We start from the raw sequence: 23,871 nt of genomic DNA, 5'->3' as shown, positions 1-23,871 counted from the left end.
ATTCAAATGTCATCCAACAAAAACGCTCTTATCCGCTACAAAACTTTAGATAAATGCCTTAAAAATAAATATAAGCAATATACTTTAGAAGATTTAATTGATGAATGTTCTGAAGCTTTGTTTGAGTTTGAAGGGAAAGAATCATTTGTCAGCAAACGGACTGTACAATTGGATCTGCAGAATATGCGCAGTGAAAAATTCGGGTATGAGGCTCCTATTGAGGTGTACGAAAGAAAATATTACCGTTACAGTGATCCGGAGTACAGTATACATAATATTTCGGTGAATGAAAGTGATTTGAAAGCCATGAATAATGCCATTCAAATCCTTAAGCAGTTCAAAGATTTTTCGATGTTTAAAGAGATGAATGGAGTGATTCAGAAACTGGAAGATTCTATTCATGCGACCAACCAGAAATCAATTATTCATCTGGATAAAAATGAGCAGTTGAAAGGGTTGGAGCATATCGATGTTCTGTATGAAGGAGTTCTGAACAAAAAAGTATTGAAGATTCTTTATAAAAGTTTTAAAGCAAGAGAATCGGATCATTATATCGTCCATCCTCAGCTGTTGAAAGAGTTTAATAATCGATGGTTTCTCATCTGCCTTCATAAAGGGAAAATATATAACCTGGCTTTAGACAGGATGGAAAGTATTGAAACTATAGACAATATCCAGTATATTGATCAAAATCTTGATGGAGATGAGTATTTCAAAGATATCGTAGGTGTTACCGTTTCGCCAACTATGATGCCCAAAAAAGTTATTTTCTTCGTTGACTCCTCGAATGCGCCATATGTAAAAACGAAACCACTGCATAAAAGCCAGGAAATCATCAGTGAAACAGAAGAAGGAACACTGTTTAAAATCTGTGTACAGATCAACTACGAGCTGGAAAGATTGCTGCTGGGATTCGGAGACTCTCTCATCGTTCATAAACCAAGAAAGCTAAGGCTGAAAATGGAAGAAAAATTTAATACAGGAAGCAATAATTACAAAAACTTATCCGTTTCTGAAGAATCATAATACGCTGGAAAGCCCTTTGCATAGGGTTGTGTCGGGCTATTATATTTTTATGGCTTGGAAATTGTATTAGCTTATTTATAAAAAAATTACACTATGAAGTCACGTATATTAAAAACATTAGTAGCCATTTTAGCCCCTTTAGTAATCGATTATGTTGTGAAAAAGGTCGCTGAAAAATTATCTGAAAAGTCTGAAAAGCAAGACAATAAAAAGCAAATTACTGCTTAAAAACAAAGTAGTTTAATGTAAGATGATGAAGAGGCGGTCGAAAGACTGCCTCTCTTTTTATCATATTCCGTTAAGTCCTTCGATTCATTTATATAAAATCATACACCCCGTTTTTCCAGCCTAGTACTTTGGAAGAATCTGCTTTAAGCCAATTTTTAAGGATGGTAGCATATACTTTTCTGAAATCTTCGGTGTAAATCAGATCTCCTTCGTTTAAATTCTGAAGATCGGGAAGACTATTTAAAATGCCTTTTTTCTTTAATCTGCCACTGATAAAAAACATCTGATTGGCCGTTCCATGATCGGTTCCATTGCTGGCATTTTGAGCTACCCTGCGTCCAAATTCTGAAAAGGTCATCAGAAGGATATTGTCGAATAACCCGTTACTTTTCATATCTGCCACAAAAGATTTCACAGCTTCATTAATGTCGCTGAAAAGCTTTTGCTGTCTGTCATTTTGATTCACGTGGGTGTCAAAACTTCCGATGGAAAGATAATACACCTGAGTGTTGATATCAGATTTTATCAAAGAAGATACTGTTTTGAAATCTTTTCCCAGCTGTGAATTCGGGTAAGTCTGATCTGTCTGTTTTGCTTTGCTTTTATCAAAAATATACCCTGCATTATTAATGGTAGAGCCCAGCGTTTGGTATAGGTAAGAAACCGTTTCATCATCGTGATGATGGTCGTAAAGCGACTTGAAATATTTCTCCTGACTGGTTTGATACAGTCTTTTAGGATCTTTGAAGGCAAAAGCTTTATTGTTCTGTCCTTTTGATGCCAAACTCAGCATGTCATCTACTTCAAGAGCCTGAGTCGGGTGTTCGCATCGGTAACATTCCTCATCCAGGAATCTTCCAAGCCATCCGGTTTCCAGATATTCATCGCTTTTACTTGCAGATTGCCAGATATCCATACTTCTGAAATGAGATTTGTCTGGGTTAGGATAGCCGACATTATTTAGTACGGAAAGTTCTCCACTGTCAAAAAGCTCTTTGAAATAGGAGAGTGCAGGATTAATTCCCGCTTCATCATTTAAAACTAAAGAATCTTTTACTGCAATATTATTTCTCTCTCTGAAATAGATATCATTTTTCGTCGGGATGATCGTATTTAGCCCGTCATTTCCACCTGTAAACTGAAGGACCACCAGAATCTTATGTCCAGGTTCCAGTGCATTGTCCAAAGTCATTGATTTCAGGAAACTGGGCATCATCAGCGAAGTCGCTGCCAATGAACTTATTTTTAGGAATTCTCTTCTTTTAATTAACATACTGTAAATTTTTAAATAAAACCATTACATCAGTTGATATTCAGGCGTTGACATGAGATTAATGATGTTCATTTTCACGCTGTTATCCGAGAAATTTTTCACGGTATCCAGATCCAGTGTCTTTGTATTCTGGATGAGATAGTCTGCACAGTTTTTACCTGCAAATATTTTTTCAACCCGCGCCCAGTCGATGGTGATGTTCGGATTTTTAAAGCTTTTGTTAACGGCGGTTTCACGGGATTTGTTTCCCATATCGATGTCATCATCCTGACGCGGACTGTATTCCAAGGGCCTCAATCCGGACCATATCTGCGGAATCTGAAGCCGGACCATCAGGGTCGAACTGTCAATCCATGACTTCCCGTTCGGCCAACCGGAAACATTAGGCGGGTAGAGGAGCATCTGTCCCAGTAATTTCTGATATACGATGAGGTTTTCAGGATTTTGAATATTCATGGGTAAGGTTCTCATCATTCCTGCCATTAATTCAATAGGCGATTTTATCCGGTTTCCGATATTTTTTTTGTCATAAAACCAGGTGCTTGAAAATATATCAGTCATCAGTTTTTTTATATCATAATTGGAGTGATAAAAGCTCTCACTTAACGTATTGATGATGTTCTGATCAATATTTTCATTCACAAAAAACTTATAGATTTTAGTGGTGATAAATCTTGCCGTTGCCTTTTGTTCGAGGATGATATTTAAAACATCTGTTCCTGTGAAATTTCCGGTTTTTCCGAGAAAGGTTTTCGCTCCTTCATCATGCAGGTTTTTTCGTTCCTTAAAATTCCCTTCCTTATCATATCCCCATCCTGTAAAGGCCCGGGCTCCTTCGCGAATGTCTTTTTCGGTGTAGTTTCCTCTTCCCATCGTAAATAATTCCATGACTTCCCGTGCAAAATTTTCATTGGGGTGGTCTTTTTTATTCTGTTGATTGTTAAGGAAATTCAGCATAGCAGGAGCCTGGCTTACTTCAAAAAGCAAATCTTTGAAATTTCCCAGTGCATTTTTTCTGATCGTATTTAAAATCTGTTTGCTGAATCTTGGATTGATCACCCTTGATGCAAAATGACCGTGCCAGAAAAAAGCAATCTTTTCCCGCATCTGTTCTTTGCTGTTCACGATCCTGTCAAGAAAATTAAGATTAAGCTCGTTATTCTGCTCTCTGTTGATCTTCTGAATCTCTTTTTTCTTTTCTGCAGGAGTTTTGTCGTTCATATAATCCACGATTTCTACATCAGGAGTATCATAGTTGATTTGCACAAAAGGTTCTTCTTTAAATAATTCATTCAATAAGGTATTTGTGTTTTTATTTTTCAGGTCTTCCATTTCATTGATTCCTGCCCCAAAACCGGCGCGCCAAAGAAGATGTTTGTTATGTAAAAGTGAATCAGCCATGATGAAAGAATTTAATTTTTGGATGCTTTTAAGCAGAGAAGGTTAAAAAGATAACGGTTAAGAATCCTTAATATTACTTTTTATAATTTTAACTTAAACAATCATTTAATTTTAACATATTTTTAATAGATTGATTTTCATTTAATTATGGGGTTTATCAGTGTTAAAGTGTTTAAAAATGTGTTCCTTGGCACGATTTTTACATCCTGTACGGTAGTAAAATTTTAAAAATTAGAGGTATGAAAATGTTTAAACAAGCAATATTACTCGCTGGAATTTTAACAGCAGGAATAGCAAGCGCACAGAACTCAAAGATGAATAATATGATTAAGGTAGGTGCAAATGTTGGTTTAGCGGTTCCTTCAGATAACGTTTCGGCAGCAGCTGGAGTAGATGTATCTTATCAAAACCTGATCACTCCAGGATTTGGATTAGGTATTGCTACAGGTTATACTCATTATTTTGGAAAAAGTAATAACGGTTATGATAACAATGACGTAGGAGTAATTCCTGTAGGTGCATTGATCAGAATATATCCAAAACAAACCGGATTTTATTTCGGAACTGATCTTGGATACGGATTCCTTGTTGGGAATGGTAAAGTAGCTTCTAACACTACGGTTGACAGACCGGACGGAGGTTTCTACATCAAACCTGAGATCGGATATCATAACAGAGACTGGAATTTCTTTGTACAATACCAAAAAGTATTTGTAGGAGATAAAGGTGATTTAGCCGGTCAAGACTACAATGTGGGGAACATTGGAGTAGGATTCGGGTACAATATTCCATTAGGAAAGTAGTTAGATTTATATATAAGCAATTATTAACCAAACCTTTTCAATTTTATGAAAAGGTTTTTTCCTTCCCTGTAGAATTTACCAAAACAATTATTATATTTGATAAAATTTGTGATTATGATTTTGAATCCAAAGTTTCCGCTTTATTTACCAGGAGTAAAAAACAGTAATAATGATAATGTTTCTATCATTGGGGCAAACCTTCACGAGGATATTACAACTTTAGGCTATTTTGTTTCTAGTAACGGAGGTCTTGAGATAAAACTACAAAATGACTATCCTACAAAAGAATACCCTTCTTTTTCAGATATCTTAAAGAAGTTTATTCAGGATAATCAATTGGAAAACGTGAAGCGTTTAGGAATGGCAGTTCCGGGACCTGTACTTGACGGGAAAAGTAACCCTGCAAGATTAGGATGGAGCTTAGATGTTGAAGAATATACCAGAGATTTCGGGTTTGAGAAAGTAGATATGCTGAATGATCTTGAGGCTTCGGCCTACGGAATGGCTCTTCTTGAAGATAGCGATCTTGATGCAATCTATACAAGCGGTCATTTAGAAAAAGGAAATGTAGCTATTCTAGCACCAGGAAATGGGCTTGGAGAAGCCGGATATTTTTTTGACGGACAATATTTAAGACCGTTTGCAACAGAAGGAGGTCACTCTGAATTCTCACCGAGAACAAACGTTGAAGTTGAATTTTATCAATTCTTAAATAATATCTACGGAATTGTAAGCTGGGAGAATGTACTTTCTAAAACCGGTCTGTTCAATATCTATAGATTTTTAAGAGATGTAAAAAGACATCCTGAGCCGGAATGGCTGGCAGAACGTTTTGCAGGAGGTAATTTTGTACAGGAGCTGTATAAAGCAGCGGTAGAGGAAGATGTATTGATCTGCAAGATCGCATTGGATACTTTCCTTGAATTCCTTGCAAGAGAGGCTAATAACTTAACACTGAAGCTCAAAGCAACAGGTGGATTGCTGATTTCCGGAGACATCGTTCAGATGATCAGGGAATACATCGACAAAGATAAATTCTACGAGAAATTTAAGATAAGCGATAAAATGGAAGAGATGCTAAAAAATATTCCAATATATTTAATCAAGCATAACCATACAGGATTAAAAGGTGCCGCATTGTACACCGCTTATTACCAAGAATAAAAAAAGACTCCGAAGAAATTCGGAGTTTTTTTATGGATGATATTATTCATAAAAATAATTGCTTTTATTGATATACATCAATGAAATCTATCACTTAAGATAGCTACATTTGTACTATTAAAATAAGTAAATAACTTTATTCAAATGAAAAAAATATTATTATTAGCGGTATTAGCAGGAGGTTTAGCTTTCGGACAGTCAAAAAAAGTAGTAGCATCTGATGTTCACTGGTGGGGATATAAAGTAGCGAAATCTGAAGCAAGTTCTCACGATGGTACTGTAAAAGTAAAATCCGGTGATCTTGTGATGAAAGGAAACCAATTGGTAGGAGGAAGCTTCGTTTTAGATATGACGACGATTAACTCAACTGACCTTTCCGGAGAATACCAGGGGAAATTAAACGGACACCTTAAGAATGGTGATTTCTTCGAAGTTGAAAAATTTCCTACAGCTAGTTTTAAAATCACTTCTGTGAAACCAAACAGTGATAAAATCTACAGCAGTCTGGTAACTGGAAATTTAACAGTAAAAGGAAAAACAAACGCAATTTCTTTCCCTGCAAAAATTTCTTACAGCAAAGGAGTAGTGAGTTTAGTATCTAATAAATTCTCTTTTGACAGACAAAAATTTGATGTTGCTTACAAATCTACGATGCAGGATGTTTTTGTGAAAGATGATATCGATATGCTGGTAAAAGTGACCGCTAAATAATTTAAACAAAAAAAGATTGTTAAAAGTGTAGAAGTTCTACACTTTTTTTTATTTTTGTTGAATTGTAAATAAAAAAGAATGAAAAGATTACTATTGTTTGCGATGATGTGTGCGAGCATGTCATTTGTTTTTGCCCAAAAGAAATTTGATAAGGTTTCAAAAGTAACTTCATCAGAGATCAGATGGTGGGGATATAAGGTTGTAAAAACTGAAGCTTCATCACATTCGGGAACCGTGAAATTGAAAAGCGGAAAATTCAACTTTGATAAAACTGTTTTAGTAGACGGTGATTTTGTAATAGATATGAGAAGTTTAATGGCTGGAGATGTTTCTGAAGAGGATCAGATCAAGCTTACGAATGACCTTAAAAGCACAAACTTTTTTGAGGTTAAAAAATATCCTGTTGCTATATTCCACCTGACTAAAATTATTCCTTTAGCAAACAGCGAGTATAACTCTACGGTATATGGAGACCTTACGATCAAAGGAGTTAGAAAAACAATCTCTTTTCCTGCCAACGCATACGTTACTCAGTTTACGGTAGTAATCGAGTCTGCTAAGTTTTCATTGAACAGAAGAGATTTCAAAGTATTCTATCAGTCTTCACTGAAAGATTATTTCATTAAAAATGAGATGGATATTCAGTTCAAATTATCTACTGAAGTATTGGATAATGAAAACAGAGTTCCTAAGAAGAAAAAATAAGTACTATTATTGGTATACTAAGAAATGAGCGGTTTGTATAAACCGCTCATTTTTTTATAATCCTATCTGATCCGAATTGAATCAAGCAATCTACTTTTTTTATATTTTAGCAGGATGAAATTGTATATCGTAAGTGGTCTTGGAGCAGATTTTAAAGTACTTGAGAGACTGGAATTTCCTGATCAGTATGAATTAGTCTTTATAGACTGGCTGATTCCTGAAAAAAATGAGTCTTTTGATGCATATGTCAAAAGAATGGCTGAAAAGGTAGATGATTCGGAACCCTTTTGTCTATTGGGATATTCTTTCGGGGGAATTATTGTGCAGGAAATTAATAAACTGAAGCCGGCACAAAAAGTTGTTATTCTGGGAAGTATAAAATCGGACAAAGAAAAATCTAAATTTATAAGAACTGGAGAGGTAACGAAGATTCCAAGGATACTTCCTGTAAGCTTATTTAATGATAAAGCGGCCAATGTATATTCAGTAGTCAGAAAACTTTTTGATCCTAAAAACCCAAAAATTCTTCAGTATTTTAAAGTAAGAGATCCTTATTATCTGAAATGGTCTGTAGAAAAAGTTTCTGAATGGAAGTTTGAAGAAAATCCTGAAGTGATCCAGATCCTGGGAGACCGTGATATTGTTTTTCCTGTTAAATATTCAAAACCCAACTATGTTGTAAAGGGAGGAACACATCTTTTTCCTGCAACAAAATATAAGGAAGTTTCAAAAATATTAAGCGAAGTTTTTTCATGAATTAATATTTTATTTCAATTTATTTAAAAATTAATAGGGGTTAATTCAAAATTTATACGTTTTTATAAAATTTATACCTACTTTTGATGGGGTTAAATTTAAAGTTTATGAAAATTGGGTTAAAATGGATTGTTTCATTTTCTATGGTTGCTCTTGTAGCATTTGGGGGTCTGTTCTGGAGCCCGATTACCGATTTCCCCAATACCGGGGAATTTCTGAGTGAAGATAAAATCGTAGGAGCAGATGTTGCCTGGGTATTATCTGCGGCCGGCCTTGTTTTACTGATGACGCCCGGTTTATCATTTTTCTACGGTGGAATGGTGGGCAGGAAAAATGTAATCTCTACAATGCTGCAAAGCTTTATTGCGCTGGGAGTTATTTCTCTTCTTTGGGTGGTCGTTGGATTTTCTCTTTCGTTTGGTGATTCTTTAGGGTTTGACATCAATGGAGAACATTACGGGATTATTGGAAATCCGTTAAGTTATCCGTTCTTTAGCCGGGTGGGTGTCTTGCCTCACAAAATGATGGCTTCCACGATTCCTTTTGTATTATTTGCTCTATTCCAAATGAAATTTGCCGTGATTACTCCGGCCCTCATTACCGGTTCTTTTGCTGAACGGGTACGTTTTATTTCTTATCTGCTGTTTATGGTGCTTTTCAGCATTTGTATCTATGCTCCGCTTTGCCACATGGTATGGCATCCCGACGGACTCTTGAATAAATATTTTGGAGTCAAAGATTTTGCAGGCGGAACCGTTGTACATATGAGTGCCGGATTTGCAGCTCTAGCAGGTGCCTTGGTACTGGGAAACAGAAAAAATCCGCACCATGAACCGTCGAATATTTCTTATGTATTGCTGGGAACGGGAATGCTTTGGTTCGGATGGTTTGGTTTTAATGCCGGATCGGCGTTAAGCGCTAATGCAACAGCAGCTGTTGCTTTTGGAACGACTACGATTGCCTCTGCTTCCGCCATGATGACGTGGATCTTTTTTGATCGGATCAATGGGAGGAGTGTTTCTGCATTGGGCGCATGTATCGGAGCAGTAGTTGGATTGGTCGCAATTACTCCAGGCTGTGGCTTTGTGAGTATCCCGGAAAGTCTTTTTATCGGTTTTATTTCTGCGATTGTTTCTAATCTGATGGTCAACTGGAAAGCCTTAAAAAAAATAGATGATACTTTAGATGTTTTTGCCTGCCACGGGGTAGGAGGTATTATGGGAATGATCCTGACAGCTATTTTTGCCCACGGGGAAAACGCAAGTCTTCTTCATGGGGGAGTTGAGGTTTTCGTTCATCATATGATTGCTTTGGTGCTGGTTTCCGTATTTGCATTTTTCGGATCACTTCTTTTATATAAGATTACAGATTCTATTATCACCCTAAGGGTTTCCGAAGAGTCTGAGGATATAGGACTTGATCTTTCTCAGCATCAGGAGAGTTTTAAATGATGGCGGTTAAAGAAAACAGGGAACGATCGGAGAATCTGTTGTGCCCTGTTTGAATATTTCATGTAAAAAGATGTTTCCTTATGTTATTCAATTGAATGAATAGCATTGAAAATACTGTTTTTTGACTTTTCAAACACTTCGCCTCCAAACTCTTCATTATCTAATGAGAAAATACGAATGTCATTGACTCCCATAATCCCGAAAATGTGTTTCAGGTAGGTTGTTTGAAAATTGATATGTCCGTTTTTTTCATGTTCTCCGTATCCTGTATCGCCCCGGGTAGATAGTATAAATGCCTTTTTATTTTCAAGTAAACCAACATAGTCACCATCGGGGACTCCTGACCTGAATTTCCAGGTTTCATTGATCCTCATCACCTGGTCTATATACGCTTTTAGTCCGCTTGGAATAGCCCAGTTATACATTGGGGTTCCAATAACATAGATATCATGTTCTTTGAGCTCCTGTACCAGCTCATTGCTTACCTGTAATGCCTTTTGGTTTTCTTCCGTCCTGTCTGAAGGCTTTTTAAATGCTCCTGCAATCCAGGGTTCGTTAATGTTGGGAATACTGTTAATACCCGTTTCTCTGTATGTAAATGTATCCAGGGGATATTTGGTTTTCCAGTTTTCAACAAAAAGCTGGGTTAATTTTCTACTGTAAGATCTTTCACTTCTTACACTTGCATTAATAATCAATACTTTCATTAGGGTAAATTTTATAATAACAAAATTCCTGATTATTCATTTCTTAAAAATTGATCTAGTTCAAGAGGATTTATTTTTTTTCCGGATTCTGCTTATAAATTCTGCTGATACTCCTAAATAAGAAGCAATTAAATATTGAGGAACTCTGGATACAATATCCGGATAGGTATCGAGAAAATCATAATACTTCTGTTCAGCTTTGTACATGTTGTTAAATACAATCCTTTTCTCAAGAGTTCCCAGATAACTTTCTAAAATAATCCTGAAATATCTTTCCAGGGAAGGGATTTCCTTTAGCATTTTTTGAAAAGACTGATGGCTGATCTGTAAAAGACTTGTTTTTTCTACGGCCTGTATATTGTAAATAGAAGCTTTTTGTTTAGAAAAGCTGGAGATATCGGTTGCCCACCAATCGTCAATAGCTAAAAAAAGGATCTCTTCATTTCCGTTTTCTGAATTGATGCAAAAAGCTTTTAAAACACCTGAAATAATATAGCTGTCATAGCGGCAGATTTCTCCGTTTCTTAAAAGAAATTCACCTTTTTTCAGGATTTTTTCTGTCCAAAAGCTTTTAAAAATGACAATCTCTTCCGGACTTAAGCTGATATGCTGTAAAATGTTCTTAATTAATGTTTCCATTCAAAGGTATTAAAAGGAGAGAAGTTTATATGACAGGTTTAGGAGCCAACACTGTATTGGCTAATGTACAAAAATACTTATTGTAAAGGCATCTTATGATCTGTGAAGTGTTATCAATTCTAAGATTGTGGAATGCTTTTATTGGGATTTATCATGTATCTTTGTTTTTAGAGGAAAATGAAGAATCATTTATGGAATCAATATCGGTTTTTGAGATTATTAAAGTAGGAATAGGCCCGTCCAGTTCACATACCATGGGGCCATGGAATGCAGCATCTGCATTTATCAGGATTATAAAAAGAGAAAGATCAATCGCTGAAGTTAAAGAAGTTTTTGTTGAATTTTTTGGTTCACTTGCAAAAACGGGAATCGGACACGGAACAGATATCGCAGGAATGCTTGGGTTGAACGGTGAAGATTTTAAAACGATCAATACTTCAAAAATTGATGAGAAGATAGAATACATAAAAAGAAGTGAGACTATTAATTTAGGCGGTGAAAAGGAAATTCCTTTTATCTACGGGCATCATTTGATTTTAAATATGTCAAAATCACTTGATTTTCATCCGAATGGAATGATCTTTAAAGCTGTTTTTGAAGACGGTACCGAGCTTGTTCAGGATTTTTATTCTGTGGGCGGAGGTTTTATAGCCAGCCAGGAAAAAAATTCCATAGAAAAACAATGTGTACGTACCTTATATCCTTGTCATAAAGCTTCGGATATTGCAAAATACTGTCAGAAGCTGGGCTTTAGCAGAATTTCAGATTTAATTTTAATTAATGAAGAAAGCTGGAGATCTCAGGAAGAAACCAGAGAAGAAGCTCTGTATATCTGGAAACAGATTAAAGAATGTGTGTATAAAGGCGTTAATAAAGAAGGAATTCTTCCTGGAGGTTTGAATGTTACCAGGAGAGCTGCCGGAATGAACAGAAAGCTTTTAGGCGATGATAAGATCTATAAAAATAAGAAAGAATGGTTTCAGATGGTGGTGGATGCAGAAGAAAATTTCACCAACATCAATAAATGGATTTCCTGTTTCGCATTAGCGGTTAATGAAGAAAATGCAAGCTTTGGAAGAATCATTACAGCTCCTACCAATGGCGCCAGCGGGGTAATTCCTGCTGTTTTAATGTATTCCCAGGCATTTACTCCTTTTAAAAGTAAAGATGCCATTGCGCGCTTTTTACTGGTAGCCGGAGAGATCGGAACTTTATTTAAGAAAAATGCAACTATTTCGGCAGCTATGGGAGGATGCCAGGCAGAAGTGGGAGTGTCGTCTGCGATGGCAGCGGCAGGTCTTACAGAGATCATGGGCGGAAGTGTAGGCCAGGTATTGATGGCTGCAGAAATTGCGATGGAACATCATTTAGGTTTAACATGTGATCCTATTAAAGGTTTGGTGCAGATTCCTTGTATTGAAAGAAATACGATGGGTGCTATAAAAGCCATCACGGCAGCTAATATTGCACTGGAAAGTGATCCTGCAAAAGCAAAAGTTACGTTGGATGAGGTGATCCAAACGATGTGGGAAACCGCTTTGTCAATGAGTGACCGTTTTAAAGAAACGTCTGAAGGCGGATTGGCCATAGCGGTCAATGTTCCGGAATGTTAAGATAAAAAGCAATTGCTTTAAAAATAAAAGCTCCCCGGATGAATGTATCTGGGGAGTTTTTGATTTTGGGATTGGTTCGTTTTTAACCACAAAAGTCACAAAGTTTTTTGAATACTGTAGTTTTTTTTAATTTAAATTATTGTCTATAAGTAAGTTCACATAAGGTAAAACATCTGTTTAATCATCATGATCAGCGTAAGCAAAAATAATAACTATTAAGATTTTAAGTCTTTAAGACTATCAGTTAAATCGATTTTAATTCGTCGGATCACATTCCCCTCTTTCGGAGGGGTGTCAAATCTTCGATTTGACGGGGTGGTTAAAGCAGAAACCTCTCATCTATGGCAATCTGAGAAATCAGTGGCTATAGAAAATTTAAAGTTTTTTTATTTATCCAGAATTCCCCTTATTTTATTGGCATTGGTAATTAATTCTCCTAAGTATTCATAGTTTTCTTTTTCCAGAGCAGCCTTGAATTTTCTAAGCTGGGTAATATGTTCGTTCAGGACATCCAGAACATTTTCTTTATTTTGCTTGAAAATGGGAACCCACATTTCAGGATGGGATTTTGCAAGACGTACGGTACTGGAAAAACCGGAACTTGCCAGTTGGAAAATAGTGTCTTCCTCGCGTTCTTTTTCAAGCACAGTATTAGCCAGGGCATAAGAGGTAATATGTGAAATATGCGAGATATAGGCAGTGTGGATATCGTGTGCTTCCGCATTCATATAAATCAGATGCATATCGAGGCTTTCCACAATTTTTTCGACCAGAGCTAATGCATCGGGCGCAGATTCTTCTTTATTACAGATTACACCTGCTTTTCCTGAGAAACTTTGGGCTATAGCAGATTCGGGACCGCTGTTTTCGGTACCCCACATTGGGTGAAAGGCTACAAATCTTGAGCGTTTAGGATGATCTTTGACGCCTGCTACGATTCCGGCTTTTGTAGATCCGGCATCCATAACGCTCTGAGTATCGGATACGAGATCGAGTACGGATGGAAGTAGTTTGCGGGCAGCATCTACAGGAATGGCAATAATGACCAGATCGGAGTTTTTAATTCCGTATTCCAGATCTACTTTTGCGTCAACAATCTTTAATTCCAGCGCCTGGTCAAGGTGCCGGGTACTGTTATCAATCCCGTAAATAAAATCTGCAATGCCTTTTTCTCTTAATTTTAAAGCGATTGAGCCTCCGATAAGACCAACCCCTATGATGCTTATTTTCATCTTTGTCAATTTTTGTAAAATAAAAAACCCCGTCCTGGGACGAGGTTGTATGATATGTTCATAAGAATTCCTAGCCCAAATTTGAGTTGAAAATTATATAATAATATGTTCCTTTTTTAGTAATCACGAAGCGAAGGTATAAAATATTTTTTAAAATCGAATGATTTCCTCCTTAAATTATTGTCTGGTGCTCATCACTTGTCATGATTTAAGGGATGTTTAATTAGTACTATAGGTAATGATTCTTTTTTAATGTTACATCAGATCATTTAACATTTGAAATTTTATATGCTTTGTTAGGAAGAATAAAAACCATACGATAACTATTAAAAATATTAGTTAATCTGTTTGATGATTCTTTAGAGGATAATAAATTTTCTTTTTTTTCTAATTTTATTTTAGGATTTGAGTTCACAAAGATAGGTTCTGCATATCTGTATGTTGTACACTCTCCCTTTTTTAAAAATTTATTGAAAACAAATTTATAAGTAGATTTTCCTGTTTCGCCAAATATTTCACTTTCAAAAATTGAATCATTAGTGTGTGTATTTATTGATAATTTAACATCTTCTCCTTGGGATGAATTATCAAAAAGAGTTGTGTCTTTAATTTGTTTTATTGAATCTTTGTTTACTATACCTACAGTTCTTTGTTCAGTGTTTTTTTGAGAAAATTTTATTTCTTTTTTACAAGAAACAAAGAGAAATAAGAGTATAGGTAATATTAATAGTGTGTTTTTATTCATCATTTTATGATTATTTATTGATAGCAATTTTTGGTATATGGATAGATGTAATCAAATGTTTTGGAGGAACATGCTCAGCAATTATTTCATAAGTATTTAAATTTGGTTCTAATTTAGTTTTAATTATCTTGTTTAAATTATCAATATCTTTATTGATAAAACTCATGGTTAGACCTCCAAAATTTTTATCGGTATGTGAATAAATAGGATAATCCGAATCTGGGCTTAATTAATAACCATGAAAATATTTTTTATCAAATAAGGGAGGTAATGATGTATCTATGTTATTATACTCTTTATTCTCATATTTTTCTTCTTTTTTCTGTTCTTGACATGATAATAAAAAGAATGAAATAATAATTGTTATTGCTTTTTTTATCATTTGTTTAAAAAATTCATTACTATTTGGATTGAATTCTACTCTTATGGACGTATCCTTCTTTGCCTTCTTTTGTTTTGATTAAAAACCAATCACCTGTGTCATTGAGTACTTCTATTTGCTCACCAGTTTTTACTTTCTGTAAAATTTCGGATGATGTACTTTTATCTTTTCTTAAGTTAGTATAACCGTCAGGGTCATTAATATAAAAATTACTTGCTTTTTCTTCAGTTTTATCAATAACATTCAAATTCTCACTAAATATTTTAAGCCTCTCATTTCCGAAATAGTTGTTTTTTTTCAAGGATTCGAGAATTTTTTTATTTTTATGTAGAAAGCTTTGAACATCACCTAAATATCCCACATTCAGTGCCTTCTCACATAAAAAAGCAATATTTTCCAAATAATTATTATACTCATTTGGATGACTAGACATCGTTTCTAAAATATTTGAAATTGAATCATACCCTTTCCCTTCTTTGGTTTCGGAAAGAATATCTTTAGTTTTCCCGCCATAAATAATTTGTTCAATATCATTAACAATACCTTTTCTGAGTACATATTGTTTATTTTGATTTTTTCTTCCAAATAATAACTCATGAAATGAAACATTGTTTTCAAAGTCAAAATCTTTAAATACAAAACTCATTAAATTTTTATCTGTATTATAGCCGTAATACGTTACCAGGTCTTTTAAAAGATATGGGTCTTTAAGTTTTAAAATATTTAAAGAGGCTGGATCATCATAAAAAATATATTTATTAAAGTGATACAATACTTCTGCGTTTATTGAGTACTTGTTTTCTGAATCGCTATCTTGTACCAAAATATATTTATTCTGTTTCAGTACAATTTCTGGAAAATCTGATATTCTTAATGCAATGATGGTATTATTATAATCGTTAATGTTGATTCCAAAAACTTCTTGAATTTTTTTTGTAAATAAATTATAATCAGGAAATTTATAATTGAAGTTTTTTAATGATGTAGTTCCAAATGTCGTAATATCAGTGGATAAATTATCAAAATTGAATTTTTTACCATCACCTTCATCAACTATGTTGTAGGGTGCTTCTATTTTATAGGTTTCTTTTTGACAGGATATCGTTAGTGGAACTAAAATAGCTATAAAAAAGATGAATTTTAATATTATTCTCATTTGTGTTTAATACTTATTTTAATACTTTTTCATAGTGGAATTTGTATTAATAGTGTTTCTTGCTTTTATCTTAATTCATTAAAATCCATTTATTATAAGTTGCTTCTCCACCAACTCCTTTGATATACAATTGATTTTTATCTTTTTTTATAATGAATTTAGGATCAATAGAAACACAAGATAATTCTTCTCCCCAATAATAAATTTCCAATTGATTGTTTTTTTCAATACCCATATATTTTCCTTCGCATAAAGTAGTTTCTTTATAAGTATTTAAGGATAGAGAAATATTGCTTTTTGTGATGGTAAAATTATAAGAAATAGAAGCCATACCAGTAGTTGTTGCTTCTGTTTCTACCGATACAGAATGAGATCCCTCATAGGCAGTAAGATTACTTTTTGTAGTTTTAAAAATTTCCTTTTGAATTAAGCTGGTTTCAAATGCAATTACATTTTCCGGAATTTTAGATGTTTCTATTTCTCCTATTTGTTTCCAACTATTATCTTTAAATAAGTAAAATGTTGTTTTAGCATGCTCTTTAGGTTCAAACTCACCGTCTTCTCCGCCAGTATAATTAATGAACTGAGTTGGTAAGTGTGATGCTACTATATAATAATCTTTTTCATTTATTCGAGTTTTTATTGCCTTTGAGTCTTGTGCCGTTTTTTCAGGATTATCGGTTTTTGAAAAGTATCCATTTTTATTACTGCTATTCCAGAAGTTTTGGATTTCATTTGTCTTTCCTATAAAGTCTACACTGAAAATTCCTGTTTTTTTGTCTGAAAAAGAATAGGTTGGATAAGGATCTGGATTATCAGGGATAAAAAACCCATTTGATTGATATTTTATATCCAAAAAGTCAATAGAACCTTCTTTTTCATTTGAAGTTTCAGTTTTATGAGGTACAATAGCTGTTTTTGCTTCTTGTGTTTTATTTTTTTCCTGGCCGTTGCAAGATTGTAATGTAGCGGCTAATAGTATGAGAATTATTTTTTTCATTTTTTTATTTAATAGGATTTCCTTCTTTTGTTTCATCAAATTTTGTTTTCATAAATTGTTCTGGATCAACACGGGTAGTTCCACCGTAAAATATACCATCTGTTGATGCTTCTATATGTACATGATAATATTGAGGCAATATATTTTTTGCATTACCAGTATTACCAGATTTGCCAAAAGCTTTTCCGTGTTTTATTTTTTGTCCCTTAGATACAGAATATGAATTTAAATGACAATATCTTATCCAGATAAATTTACCATTTTTATCTTTTGATTTAATGGTTACTATTTTCCCAAGATCACCCTTAGTATCTAATGCTTCAACAACTTCTCCACATAGCATTGATTTTAATTCTGTGTCAAGACTTGTTAATACATCTGTGCCTGTGTGATAATATCCCTTAGGATGACTATTATTATACCTAAGGGTTCTATGAAATCTATTTTTATTTACATTATTACTTTGATCATTTAATTTAGGATTATCAACAACATCTGAATATTCAAGACATTGTGAACAGTCGTCTGGACACTTAGAAGGATTATCTTCTTTTGGTGTTAAATTACAATTAAAAGTTTTAGGTTTATTTTCTCCTCCTCCTTCATTATAACTATTATGATATCTTTCTAATATTTCAGAACGTTGGATATTTCCATCATTTTTGTTTATTCCTTTACTTTTTGTATCTACAGTTTCATTTTGTGTATATTCTATAGTTCCTTTTTCATATAATACATAACTGTCAGTTTTATTAACTCCTTTAGGTGCAAAAACATGTAGATAAATATCTTCTGGAGTTTTTATTTTATTTTTGGAAGGATCAAAATATTTTTTGACATAGTCGAGTTGTTTTATTTCTCCCATTGTAGCAAATCTTAGTTTTAATTCATGCAATTTATCAAATCCACTACCAGTTTTAAACTCTCCAATCGCTTGTAGTGCTGCTTGGGTGAATTGGATTAATCCAACTGCCCTAGAAGTACGAGAAATTTCTTTACCTGTTTTTTTATCTTTTTTTATAAGCCAAAAATCATCCTTTGTAACAGAATTAACATTTCCTAAAGCTTTTCCCATTATTTGATGAGCTTTGAAAGAACCTGCTGTTTCCACATTCATCACAGCCATCAATCCACTTGCCATTTCCATTTTTCTGCTTTCTCCCCAAAGTTCTGCACATATTTGCACAACTTTTTTCCTAAATTCGCAGCTTACTTTCTCCCCCCAAACTAAATCTTTATACTGTTCTTTACAAATACATGATGAGTTGTTTTTGGTCTTCGGAGTTGCTTTCACCACCGCAGGACTCTTCACATTTTCCACTTCCATTAAACCTTCCGAATGTACTCCAAATTTTACAGATTCAGCACCGATATCAAGGGTGATGATTTCTATAAAATAGTGCTGGCTATCAGCATCAGGGTCTCCGAACGGAAGATCTGTTCCTTTATCAAAAATACCTTTTGTAATGATAAAACCTGATGAATCATAAAGGTCTGCCGTGATTTTTATACTCTCACTTCGGTAGATTTCATCATTCGAACCTGCATCGTACTCCCAGACTACATATTGGATATGTTTTCCCACCAGATTTTTAGAATGGATTCTTACCCTGACGCGATTTCCTACCGTAACTTTGGAAAGCTCTTTTCCTTGATCATTAATAAAAACAGCATCTACAATATTACCCTTGGGATCAGGTTGCTTTTTTCCTCCCTGACCGGTTGGAAATTTAGGACTGTCTTTTTTAGGGGTTGATGCGGGTGGACTGCTTTTATAATCCAGGTTAGCCACACTTACATTCACCTGACTGGCTCCTTGAATTTTTCCGGCATAGCTTGCCGTTACATAATATTCATGATTGGCTCCTTCGTTTTTATCTCCCCGCATCAGATATTGGTTGGCCATTTGTCTTAAAATCCTTTCGTCTGTGGAGAGAGGAATCTTTACTTCCGCAATTCCTTTTTCATTAACTACGGCTTTGTATACCCTTGTGTGACGGTTATTTTTGTTAATAGTTGCATTGTGTCCCTTTCCGGGAGCATCATCTTCCCAAAGATAAAATTCTATTTCCTGATTAAATAAAGCAATACAATGGGCTTGCGCTATGAGTGTGTCGCGGTAACCTGCCTTGTTGGAATCTTTAGCTCCTCTGTTGAAGAGCACTACTTTCTCTATTTTGGAAACCTTACTGCTGGTAGGGAACAGTACAAGTGTTCCCAACAGTTTTTTTGAAGGGTTTACACCTGATAAAATGCTTTGTGGTATTTCATATACCTTTATTTCAAATTCTACGCCTACAGCAATCTCTCCAAAAGTATAGGGAACTCTTTTTCCTGTTTTCGGAGTTCCTGTAATATCTTTCCATGTATTGTTTTTCTGTTTTTTGAACAGATGCCATTCATATTGGGCAGAAAAACTTCCAAGGGTGCTGAAAATGCTTACTTCGTAATAAGCTGTCATTCCAACAGTGGGGTTCTGGGTTCCTATAATATTTCCTGCCATGGCTTAACTATAATAAGGTTGATCGTTGATATTTTCTTTAAACGCCTCAAAATCCACGATGGGATTGTAGACCTGCTGTTCCTGCGTGTTGGCATTATCAACCTGGCTTTTGCTGGTTTCACTCTGTTGTCCGTGTTTCTGGATGGTGATCTTTCCACCGGTGCTGCACATAAGCTCTGAAATTTCAGTGAGGCAATTTTTGTCCAGTACTTTTACTTTTTCGTACGTTTTCTGCCATTTTCCAGCGGGCGCATACACACAGGGAAGATAACCGCCGGATGTAGGTCTCAGTTTACACTGTCCGAATGGTTGTGCGGTTGGATCAAGCTGTACATCATCTTCTGTAACCGCTAAGTAGTCCGCATTTCCATCGGCGTCATTCCAATAATGCTTCTGATGACTGGTGACTTTAAATTTCGGAAATGTAAATCCCTGATTACACTGTACGGTTCCTTTCTGTACAATGAAATATTTGTTGTCATGAGGGCTAGAGCTGTTTTCACTTTGCTGTTTATGTTCATCTTTTTTTTCCTCCTTTGTTGTATTTTCAGATGATGAGTTTTGTTCTTGGTGCTTTGGGTTGTCGTTACTACTTTCTGTATCTGTATCTGTATCTGTATCTGTATCTGTATCCTGTTGACTGTCCGGAGAGCTATCTTGCTCTGTATTTTCTTCCTGTAAAAATGCCGGGTCTTCCGGAATAATGATTGTTTTTCCGGGAACAGGTTCCTGCATCACATCTTCGGCGGGACAGTAGAGATTATGGAATATTTTGAGCGTACCTTCATCTTTAAGCTTGAACTGTTTTGCGAGCGAAGCAAAAGTGTCGCCCTGCTGTATTACATAATTTTTCATATTATCATTGTGTTATGGTGAGGTGGTGTTTTTGGTATACTATTTCCTGATGCCAGAGTGTCAGCAATGCTTCCGCCTGGATGATGTTGTTATGTTCTCCGACAATTGTGAATTGTAATCGGATTTCTCCTGAAACATTTTCTTCGGCAGTTTCATGAAATCTGATCCCCCGTTTAAGCTCCTGAAGAGTACAGGCTTCTATAATTTTTCCTACGAAATTTATTTCTTTCAGATCTGTATTTTTAACATGATGTGTTGCTTCCATCTTGCATTTTGCAGGAAATGAATTTTGAAAAAAGTAAAAACTTTCGGTCCAGGGAGTATTCTTGTGAAACCAATCCATGGTTGGGAATAAAGTCTGGAAAAGCAGGGTAGTGCGGAACTGCTGTAAAAGAAAATTTTCATCAGCAATACACTCCTGAAATAAATCGATGTAATTTCTGTTGGTTTCTCCAGTGAAATAGTCATCAAGATCCTTTCGTTTTTCTTTGAAACGATGGTGTATTGCCTTATGACCCGAAAATCCGGTAATTGCTCCGTTATGATGGAGGATAAAATCTACAGGCTGTATACTTTCCATACAGGCAAGGCTTAGAATGCTTATTTTATCTTCAGGTATTTCACCATTGGTCTTAATATCTTTCCGGCTGAAAGTGATAATTTGTCCTTTTTCATTTTTTTCTTTACTGTTTAAACTGATGGTATATTCTATGGTTAAAGAAGGCTTTTGTGAATACTCGAAAACTTCCTGAACTTTATATTCTCCGGTAAAAAATTGATGAGGAAGTTGTTCAGAAGAAAGATTGTTGTCTTTCTCGGCCGCTCCCTGTATTTCCCTGTTATAATGAATAGGAATAAGAAGATGCTGTACCCCATGAAGATTGGTAAACCAGACCTTTTCCATCTTTTCGCAGTAGGCATTATGAAAATGCTTCAGTTCTTCTTCGGTAATGCCTAACCGTGAAGCAATTGAATAAAGTGTATCTCCGTTCCGGATTTTATAAGGAAAAAAATCCATTTCTATCATTTGTGAATTAATAGGATAAATCTATAAAAAAACAACTTTTAAATTTCATTTTTAATGATAAAATGTGAAAATTGTAGTAGAAGTACGATATTCATGATTTTTAGGGATACAAAAAGGCCGGACTTTTAAAGTCCGGCCTTATCAAATATCCTGATGAAAAATTACGTGAATCGTATCTGAAAACAAATTTATGGATTAGAGATAATCAGCGTTGAAGGAATGTCAGAAAGCCAAAGACTCTTGGTGTCGATCAGGCTTTTCCAGCTTTTGCTGCTGATCAGCATTAAGTCCTGAGCATCCAGGAATTCTTTTTCGATCTTCTTTTCGTTGTATAGCGTGATGTGATTGGGTGCTACCTGTTCGATACTTCTGATCAGTTCCTTTACCTCGATATTACTTCGGATCTGTCCTGCGACATCCAGAATAATGATCTGCGAATTATTGTTATTAATCAGTCTTTTAGCATATTCGAGCAGGTAAAAATCGCTCAAATTGAAAATCGGAACGAATACCCGGTCTGCAGATTTGAAATCCTTTTCTACCAGAATTCCTACAGGGATATTGGTTTTATCTAAGATTTGAAGAGTAAAATCGTCAAAAGGAGAATTGTTGAAAATATTTCCTTTCCCTTTTACTGTGTTTAAAAGCTTTTCAGGATTGATGATCTTTGTCGTGAAACCCAGTAATCTTCCCAGAAGACTTCCTTCATACATGGATTTTCCAAGCATGATCAGCAAGAGGTCGTAGTTTCCTTTGTTGGAAATATTGGTAAGATCATTCTCAATATCTGTTGAAGCTTTGAAAAGGGTAGTCACTTCCAGATTCAGTTCGTGGGAGGTTTCAATCACATTTTTAAACTGTTCATTTTCATATTCATTGATTTCATACGCATGCATTTCTTCAACGGGAGCAATATTCATTGCGGTAATGCTTTTGTTGCCGTTCATTTTATTGGTGAAATCATGAGCAAGTTTTACTAAAGTACTTCCGGATTCCGGATTGTCGAATGAAAGGAGTACACGATATTTAGGATCATTTTCGTCATGAACCTTTTCCTCATCACCTTTTTTCGATTTAAAAATAAAATTGATAAAATCTAAGGCCGGTCCTGTCATGAAAGTGGTAAATAATGCCATAATTACAAGCATGGCAAAAATTTCAGGGCTTAAAACACCAAGATCATACCCGATGTTTAAGACGATAAGTTCCATCAAACCTCTTGTGTTCATAAGAGCTCCAATCGTGAGACTTTCCTTCCAGTTGATCCCGAGAAATTTTGCGGCCAGTGCACTTCCTGCAAATTTTCCTAATACTGCTGTTAAAATGATAAATCCTGCCGTAATCCATAAATGACCGTCATTCAATAGTCCGATTTGGGTACGAAGACCCGTAAATACGAAGAATAGCGGAAGTAAAAGGACCAATGCCACATCTTCTACTTTATCGATGAACATCGTACGGAATTTAGCGTTTTCAGGCATAATAGCTCCAGCCATAAAAGCTCCGAATAATGCATGAATTCCAATCACTTCTGTAACATAAGCGGAAAGGATAAGCGTTAAAAAGAAAATAGCCACCATCGGCTTGTTAATGGTATTTTTGCCAGCCTGAAGATCTCCAATCCTTTTCAGGAAAGGTCTTACAATCTTGATCATTAAAAATACATAGGCAATTGCCATGATGATCACATATATAGAACTGGTAAAAGATCCGGCCTTTACAATAGCGATTACGGCGGCAAGAATACACCATGCGGTAATATCATCTGCTGCTGCACAGGTAATGACTACGGTTCCCAGTTTTGTTTTCTGAAGGTTTCTCTCCTGAACAATTCTTGCCAGTACCGGAAATGCGGTAATACTCATCGCAATAGCAATAAATAAGGCAAAAGAAGTAAACTGGATACCTTCCGGGGCAAATTCCTGATATACAAAATAAGAAAGCCCGATTCCTAAGGCAAAAGGAATAATGATACTAGCATGGCTGATGACCACGGCATCATGAGCTTTTTTTCTTAAAACGCTCAAATCCAGTTCCATTCCTACGATATACATAAACAGGATCAATCCTATCTGGCTTAAAAACTGTAAGTTCCCAAGAGATTCTTTCGGGAAAAGAAAAGCTGAAAACTCCGGAAAGTACATTCCCAAGAGGGAAGGACCCAACACAATACCGGCAATCATTTCTCCGATAACGGTCGGTTGTTTTATTTTCATACAGATCCATCCAAAAAGCCTTGCGACCAAAATGATGGTAACGATCTGCGCCAGCAATAAAGCCAGTGGATGGTGAAGATTGGTTTTAAATGAATCAACAAAATTCTCCCATGTTGATCCACCGGTGGTTTTTATAATGATATTTTCCTTCACCTCTAATGTCTGGCCTTCAATAATGAACCAATACATCAGACAGGAGAAAAAGGCGATGGTCACTACGTAAAAAATTATATTTCTGTATTTCCCCAAGTTCATAAGTCCGTTATTTTAGTGTAAAT

The 23,871-nt window shown here is 35.3% G+C and carries 21 protein-coding genes; 9 read left to right on the top strand and 12 right to left on the bottom strand.

Features of this window, described 5'->3' with window-relative positions:
• The first annotated feature begins 6 nt into the window (after positions 1 to 6).
• Together SB679_RS15800 and SB679_RS15795 are read left to right on the top strand one after the other, a co-directional pair.
• Positions 7 to 1,026 (top strand): helix-turn-helix transcriptional regulator, encoded by a 1,020-nt coding sequence (locus SB679_RS15800; RefSeq protein ID WP_410703245.1) that lies wholly within the window; start codon positions 7 to 9, stop codon positions 1,024 to 1,026.
• Between the two features lie 93 nt (positions 1,027 to 1,119).
• Positions 1,120 to 1,254 carry a hypothetical protein gene (locus SB679_RS15795; RefSeq protein ID WP_410703244.1) on the top strand — a complete coding sequence of 45 codons (135 nt, stop codon included), beginning with the start codon at positions 1,120 to 1,122 and terminating at the stop codon, positions 1,252 to 1,254.
• A gap of 88 nt (positions 1,255 to 1,342) precedes the next feature.
• Here the strand turns inward: SB679_RS15795 and SB679_RS15790 are convergent, their stop codons facing one another.
• Entirely contained in the window at positions 1,343 to 2,527 is a 1,185-nt protein-coding gene (locus tag SB679_RS15790) for a DUF1501 domain-containing protein (RefSeq protein ID WP_410703243.1), read from the bottom strand.
• A 24-nt stretch (positions 2,528 to 2,551) separates the two neighbouring features.
• The gene (locus tag SB679_RS15785; RefSeq protein WP_410703242.1) at positions 2,552 to 3,928 is read right to left on the bottom strand and encodes a DUF1800 family protein; all 1,377 of its coding nucleotides are present in this window, start codon (positions 3,926 to 3,928) and stop codon (positions 2,552 to 2,554) included.
• 239 nt (positions 3,929 to 4,167) lie between these two features.
• Here SB679_RS15785 and SB679_RS15780 point away from each other — a divergent pair, with 239 nt between their 5' ends.
• The 6 genes from SB679_RS15780 (at position 4,168) to SB679_RS15755 (ending at position 9,518) form a co-directional block, all read left to right on the top strand.
• The gene (locus tag SB679_RS15780; protein ID WP_410703241.1) at positions 4,168 to 4,731 is read left to right on the top strand and encodes a hypothetical protein; all 564 of its coding nucleotides are present in this window, start codon (positions 4,168 to 4,170) and stop codon (positions 4,729 to 4,731) included.
• A gap of 114 nt (positions 4,732 to 4,845) precedes the next feature.
• Positions 4,846 to 5,895: a glucokinase gene (locus SB679_RS15775; RefSeq protein WP_410703240.1), complete on the top strand. Its 1,050-nt coding sequence runs from the start codon at positions 4,846 to 4,848 to the stop codon at positions 5,893 to 5,895.
• Between the two features lie 144 nt (positions 5,896 to 6,039).
• Positions 6,040 to 6,606 carry a YceI family protein gene (locus SB679_RS15770; RefSeq protein WP_410703239.1) on the top strand — a complete coding sequence of 189 codons (567 nt, stop codon included), beginning with the start codon at positions 6,040 to 6,042 and terminating at the stop codon, positions 6,604 to 6,606.
• Between the two features lie 78 nt (positions 6,607 to 6,684).
• Positions 6,685 to 7,311, top strand: coding sequence for a YceI family protein (locus SB679_RS15765; protein WP_410703238.1), 627 nt, complete (start codon positions 6,685 to 6,687; stop codon positions 7,309 to 7,311).
• A 114-nt stretch (positions 7,312 to 7,425) separates the two neighbouring features.
• Positions 7,426 to 8,067 carry an alpha/beta hydrolase gene (locus SB679_RS15760; RefSeq protein ID WP_410703237.1) on the top strand — a complete coding sequence of 214 codons (642 nt, stop codon included), beginning with the start codon at positions 7,426 to 7,428 and terminating at the stop codon, positions 8,065 to 8,067.
• Positions 8,068 to 8,174: 107 nt separating this feature from the next.
• Positions 8,175 to 9,518 carry an ammonium transporter gene (locus SB679_RS15755; RefSeq protein WP_410703236.1) on the top strand — a complete coding sequence of 448 codons (1,344 nt, stop codon included), beginning with the start codon at positions 8,175 to 8,177 and terminating at the stop codon, positions 9,516 to 9,518.
• Between the two features lie 83 nt (positions 9,519 to 9,601).
• On the opposite strand, the gene SB679_RS15750 is transcribed toward SB679_RS15755, so the two are convergent.
• Positions 9,602 to 10,225, bottom strand: coding sequence for an FMN-dependent NADH-azoreductase (locus SB679_RS15750; RefSeq protein ID WP_410703235.1), 624 nt, complete (start codon positions 10,223 to 10,225; stop codon positions 9,602 to 9,604).
• A gap of 60 nt (positions 10,226 to 10,285) precedes the next feature.
• Entirely contained in the window at positions 10,286 to 10,864 is a 579-nt protein-coding gene (locus SB679_RS15745) for a Crp/Fnr family transcriptional regulator (protein ID WP_410703234.1), read from the bottom strand.
• Between the two features lie 191 nt (positions 10,865 to 11,055).
• Here SB679_RS15745 and SB679_RS15740 point away from each other — a divergent pair, with 191 nt between their 5' ends.
• On the top strand, positions 11,056 to 12,477 hold the full coding sequence (locus SB679_RS15740) for an L-serine ammonia-lyase (protein ID WP_410703233.1): 1,422 nt from the start codon (positions 11,056 to 11,058) through the stop codon (positions 12,475 to 12,477).
• 386 nt (positions 12,478 to 12,863) lie between these two features.
• Here the strand turns inward: SB679_RS15740 and SB679_RS15735 are convergent, their stop codons facing one another.
• From SB679_RS15735 to SB679_RS15700, 8 genes are all read right to left on the bottom strand, one after another.
• A complete protein-coding gene (locus tag SB679_RS15735) occupies positions 12,864 to 13,709 on the bottom strand; it encodes a prephenate dehydrogenase (RefSeq protein WP_410703232.1) in 846 nt (281 codons plus the stop codon).
• A gap of 265 nt (positions 13,710 to 13,974) precedes the next feature.
• Positions 13,975 to 14,457, bottom strand: coding sequence for a hypothetical protein (locus SB679_RS15730; protein WP_410703231.1), 483 nt, complete (start codon positions 14,455 to 14,457; stop codon positions 13,975 to 13,977).
• A gap of 398 nt (positions 14,458 to 14,855) precedes the next feature.
• On the bottom strand, positions 14,856 to 15,992 hold the full coding sequence (locus tag SB679_RS15725; protein WP_410703229.1) for an SH3 domain-containing protein: 1,137 nt from the start codon (positions 15,990 to 15,992) through the stop codon (positions 14,856 to 14,858).
• A 70-nt stretch (positions 15,993 to 16,062) separates the two neighbouring features.
• Entirely contained in the window at positions 16,063 to 16,992 is a 930-nt protein-coding gene (locus SB679_RS15720; protein ID WP_410703228.1) for a hypothetical protein, read from the bottom strand.
• Positions 16,993 to 16,996: 4 nt separating this feature from the next.
• The gene (locus tag SB679_RS15715; RefSeq protein ID WP_410703227.1) at positions 16,997 to 19,495 is read right to left on the bottom strand and encodes a M23 family metallopeptidase; all 2,499 of its coding nucleotides are present in this window, start codon (positions 19,493 to 19,495) and stop codon (positions 16,997 to 16,999) included.
• 3 nt (positions 19,496 to 19,498) lie between these two features.
• Positions 19,499 to 20,350: a PAAR-like protein gene (locus SB679_RS15710; RefSeq protein WP_410703226.1), complete on the bottom strand. Its 852-nt coding sequence runs from the start codon at positions 20,348 to 20,350 to the stop codon at positions 19,499 to 19,501.
• A 4-nt stretch (positions 20,351 to 20,354) separates the two neighbouring features.
• The gene (locus tag SB679_RS15705) at positions 20,355 to 21,368 is read right to left on the bottom strand and encodes a LysM peptidoglycan-binding domain-containing protein (protein WP_410703225.1); all 1,014 of its coding nucleotides are present in this window, start codon (positions 21,366 to 21,368) and stop codon (positions 20,355 to 20,357) included.
• A 197-nt stretch (positions 21,369 to 21,565) separates the two neighbouring features.
• Entirely contained in the window at positions 21,566 to 23,848 is a 2,283-nt protein-coding gene (locus SB679_RS15700; RefSeq protein WP_410703224.1) for a cation:proton antiporter, read from the bottom strand.
• Positions 23,849 to 23,871: the final 23 nt, after the last annotated feature.

The sequence above is a fragment of the Chryseobacterium sp. SIMBA_029 genome (assembly GCF_046535275.1).
Classification (GTDB): Bacteria; Bacteroidota; Bacteroidia; order Flavobacteriales; family Weeksellaceae; genus Chryseobacterium.
Note: the sequence above shows the minus strand (reverse complement) of the source record. Positions and strands in the feature narration are given on the sequence as shown.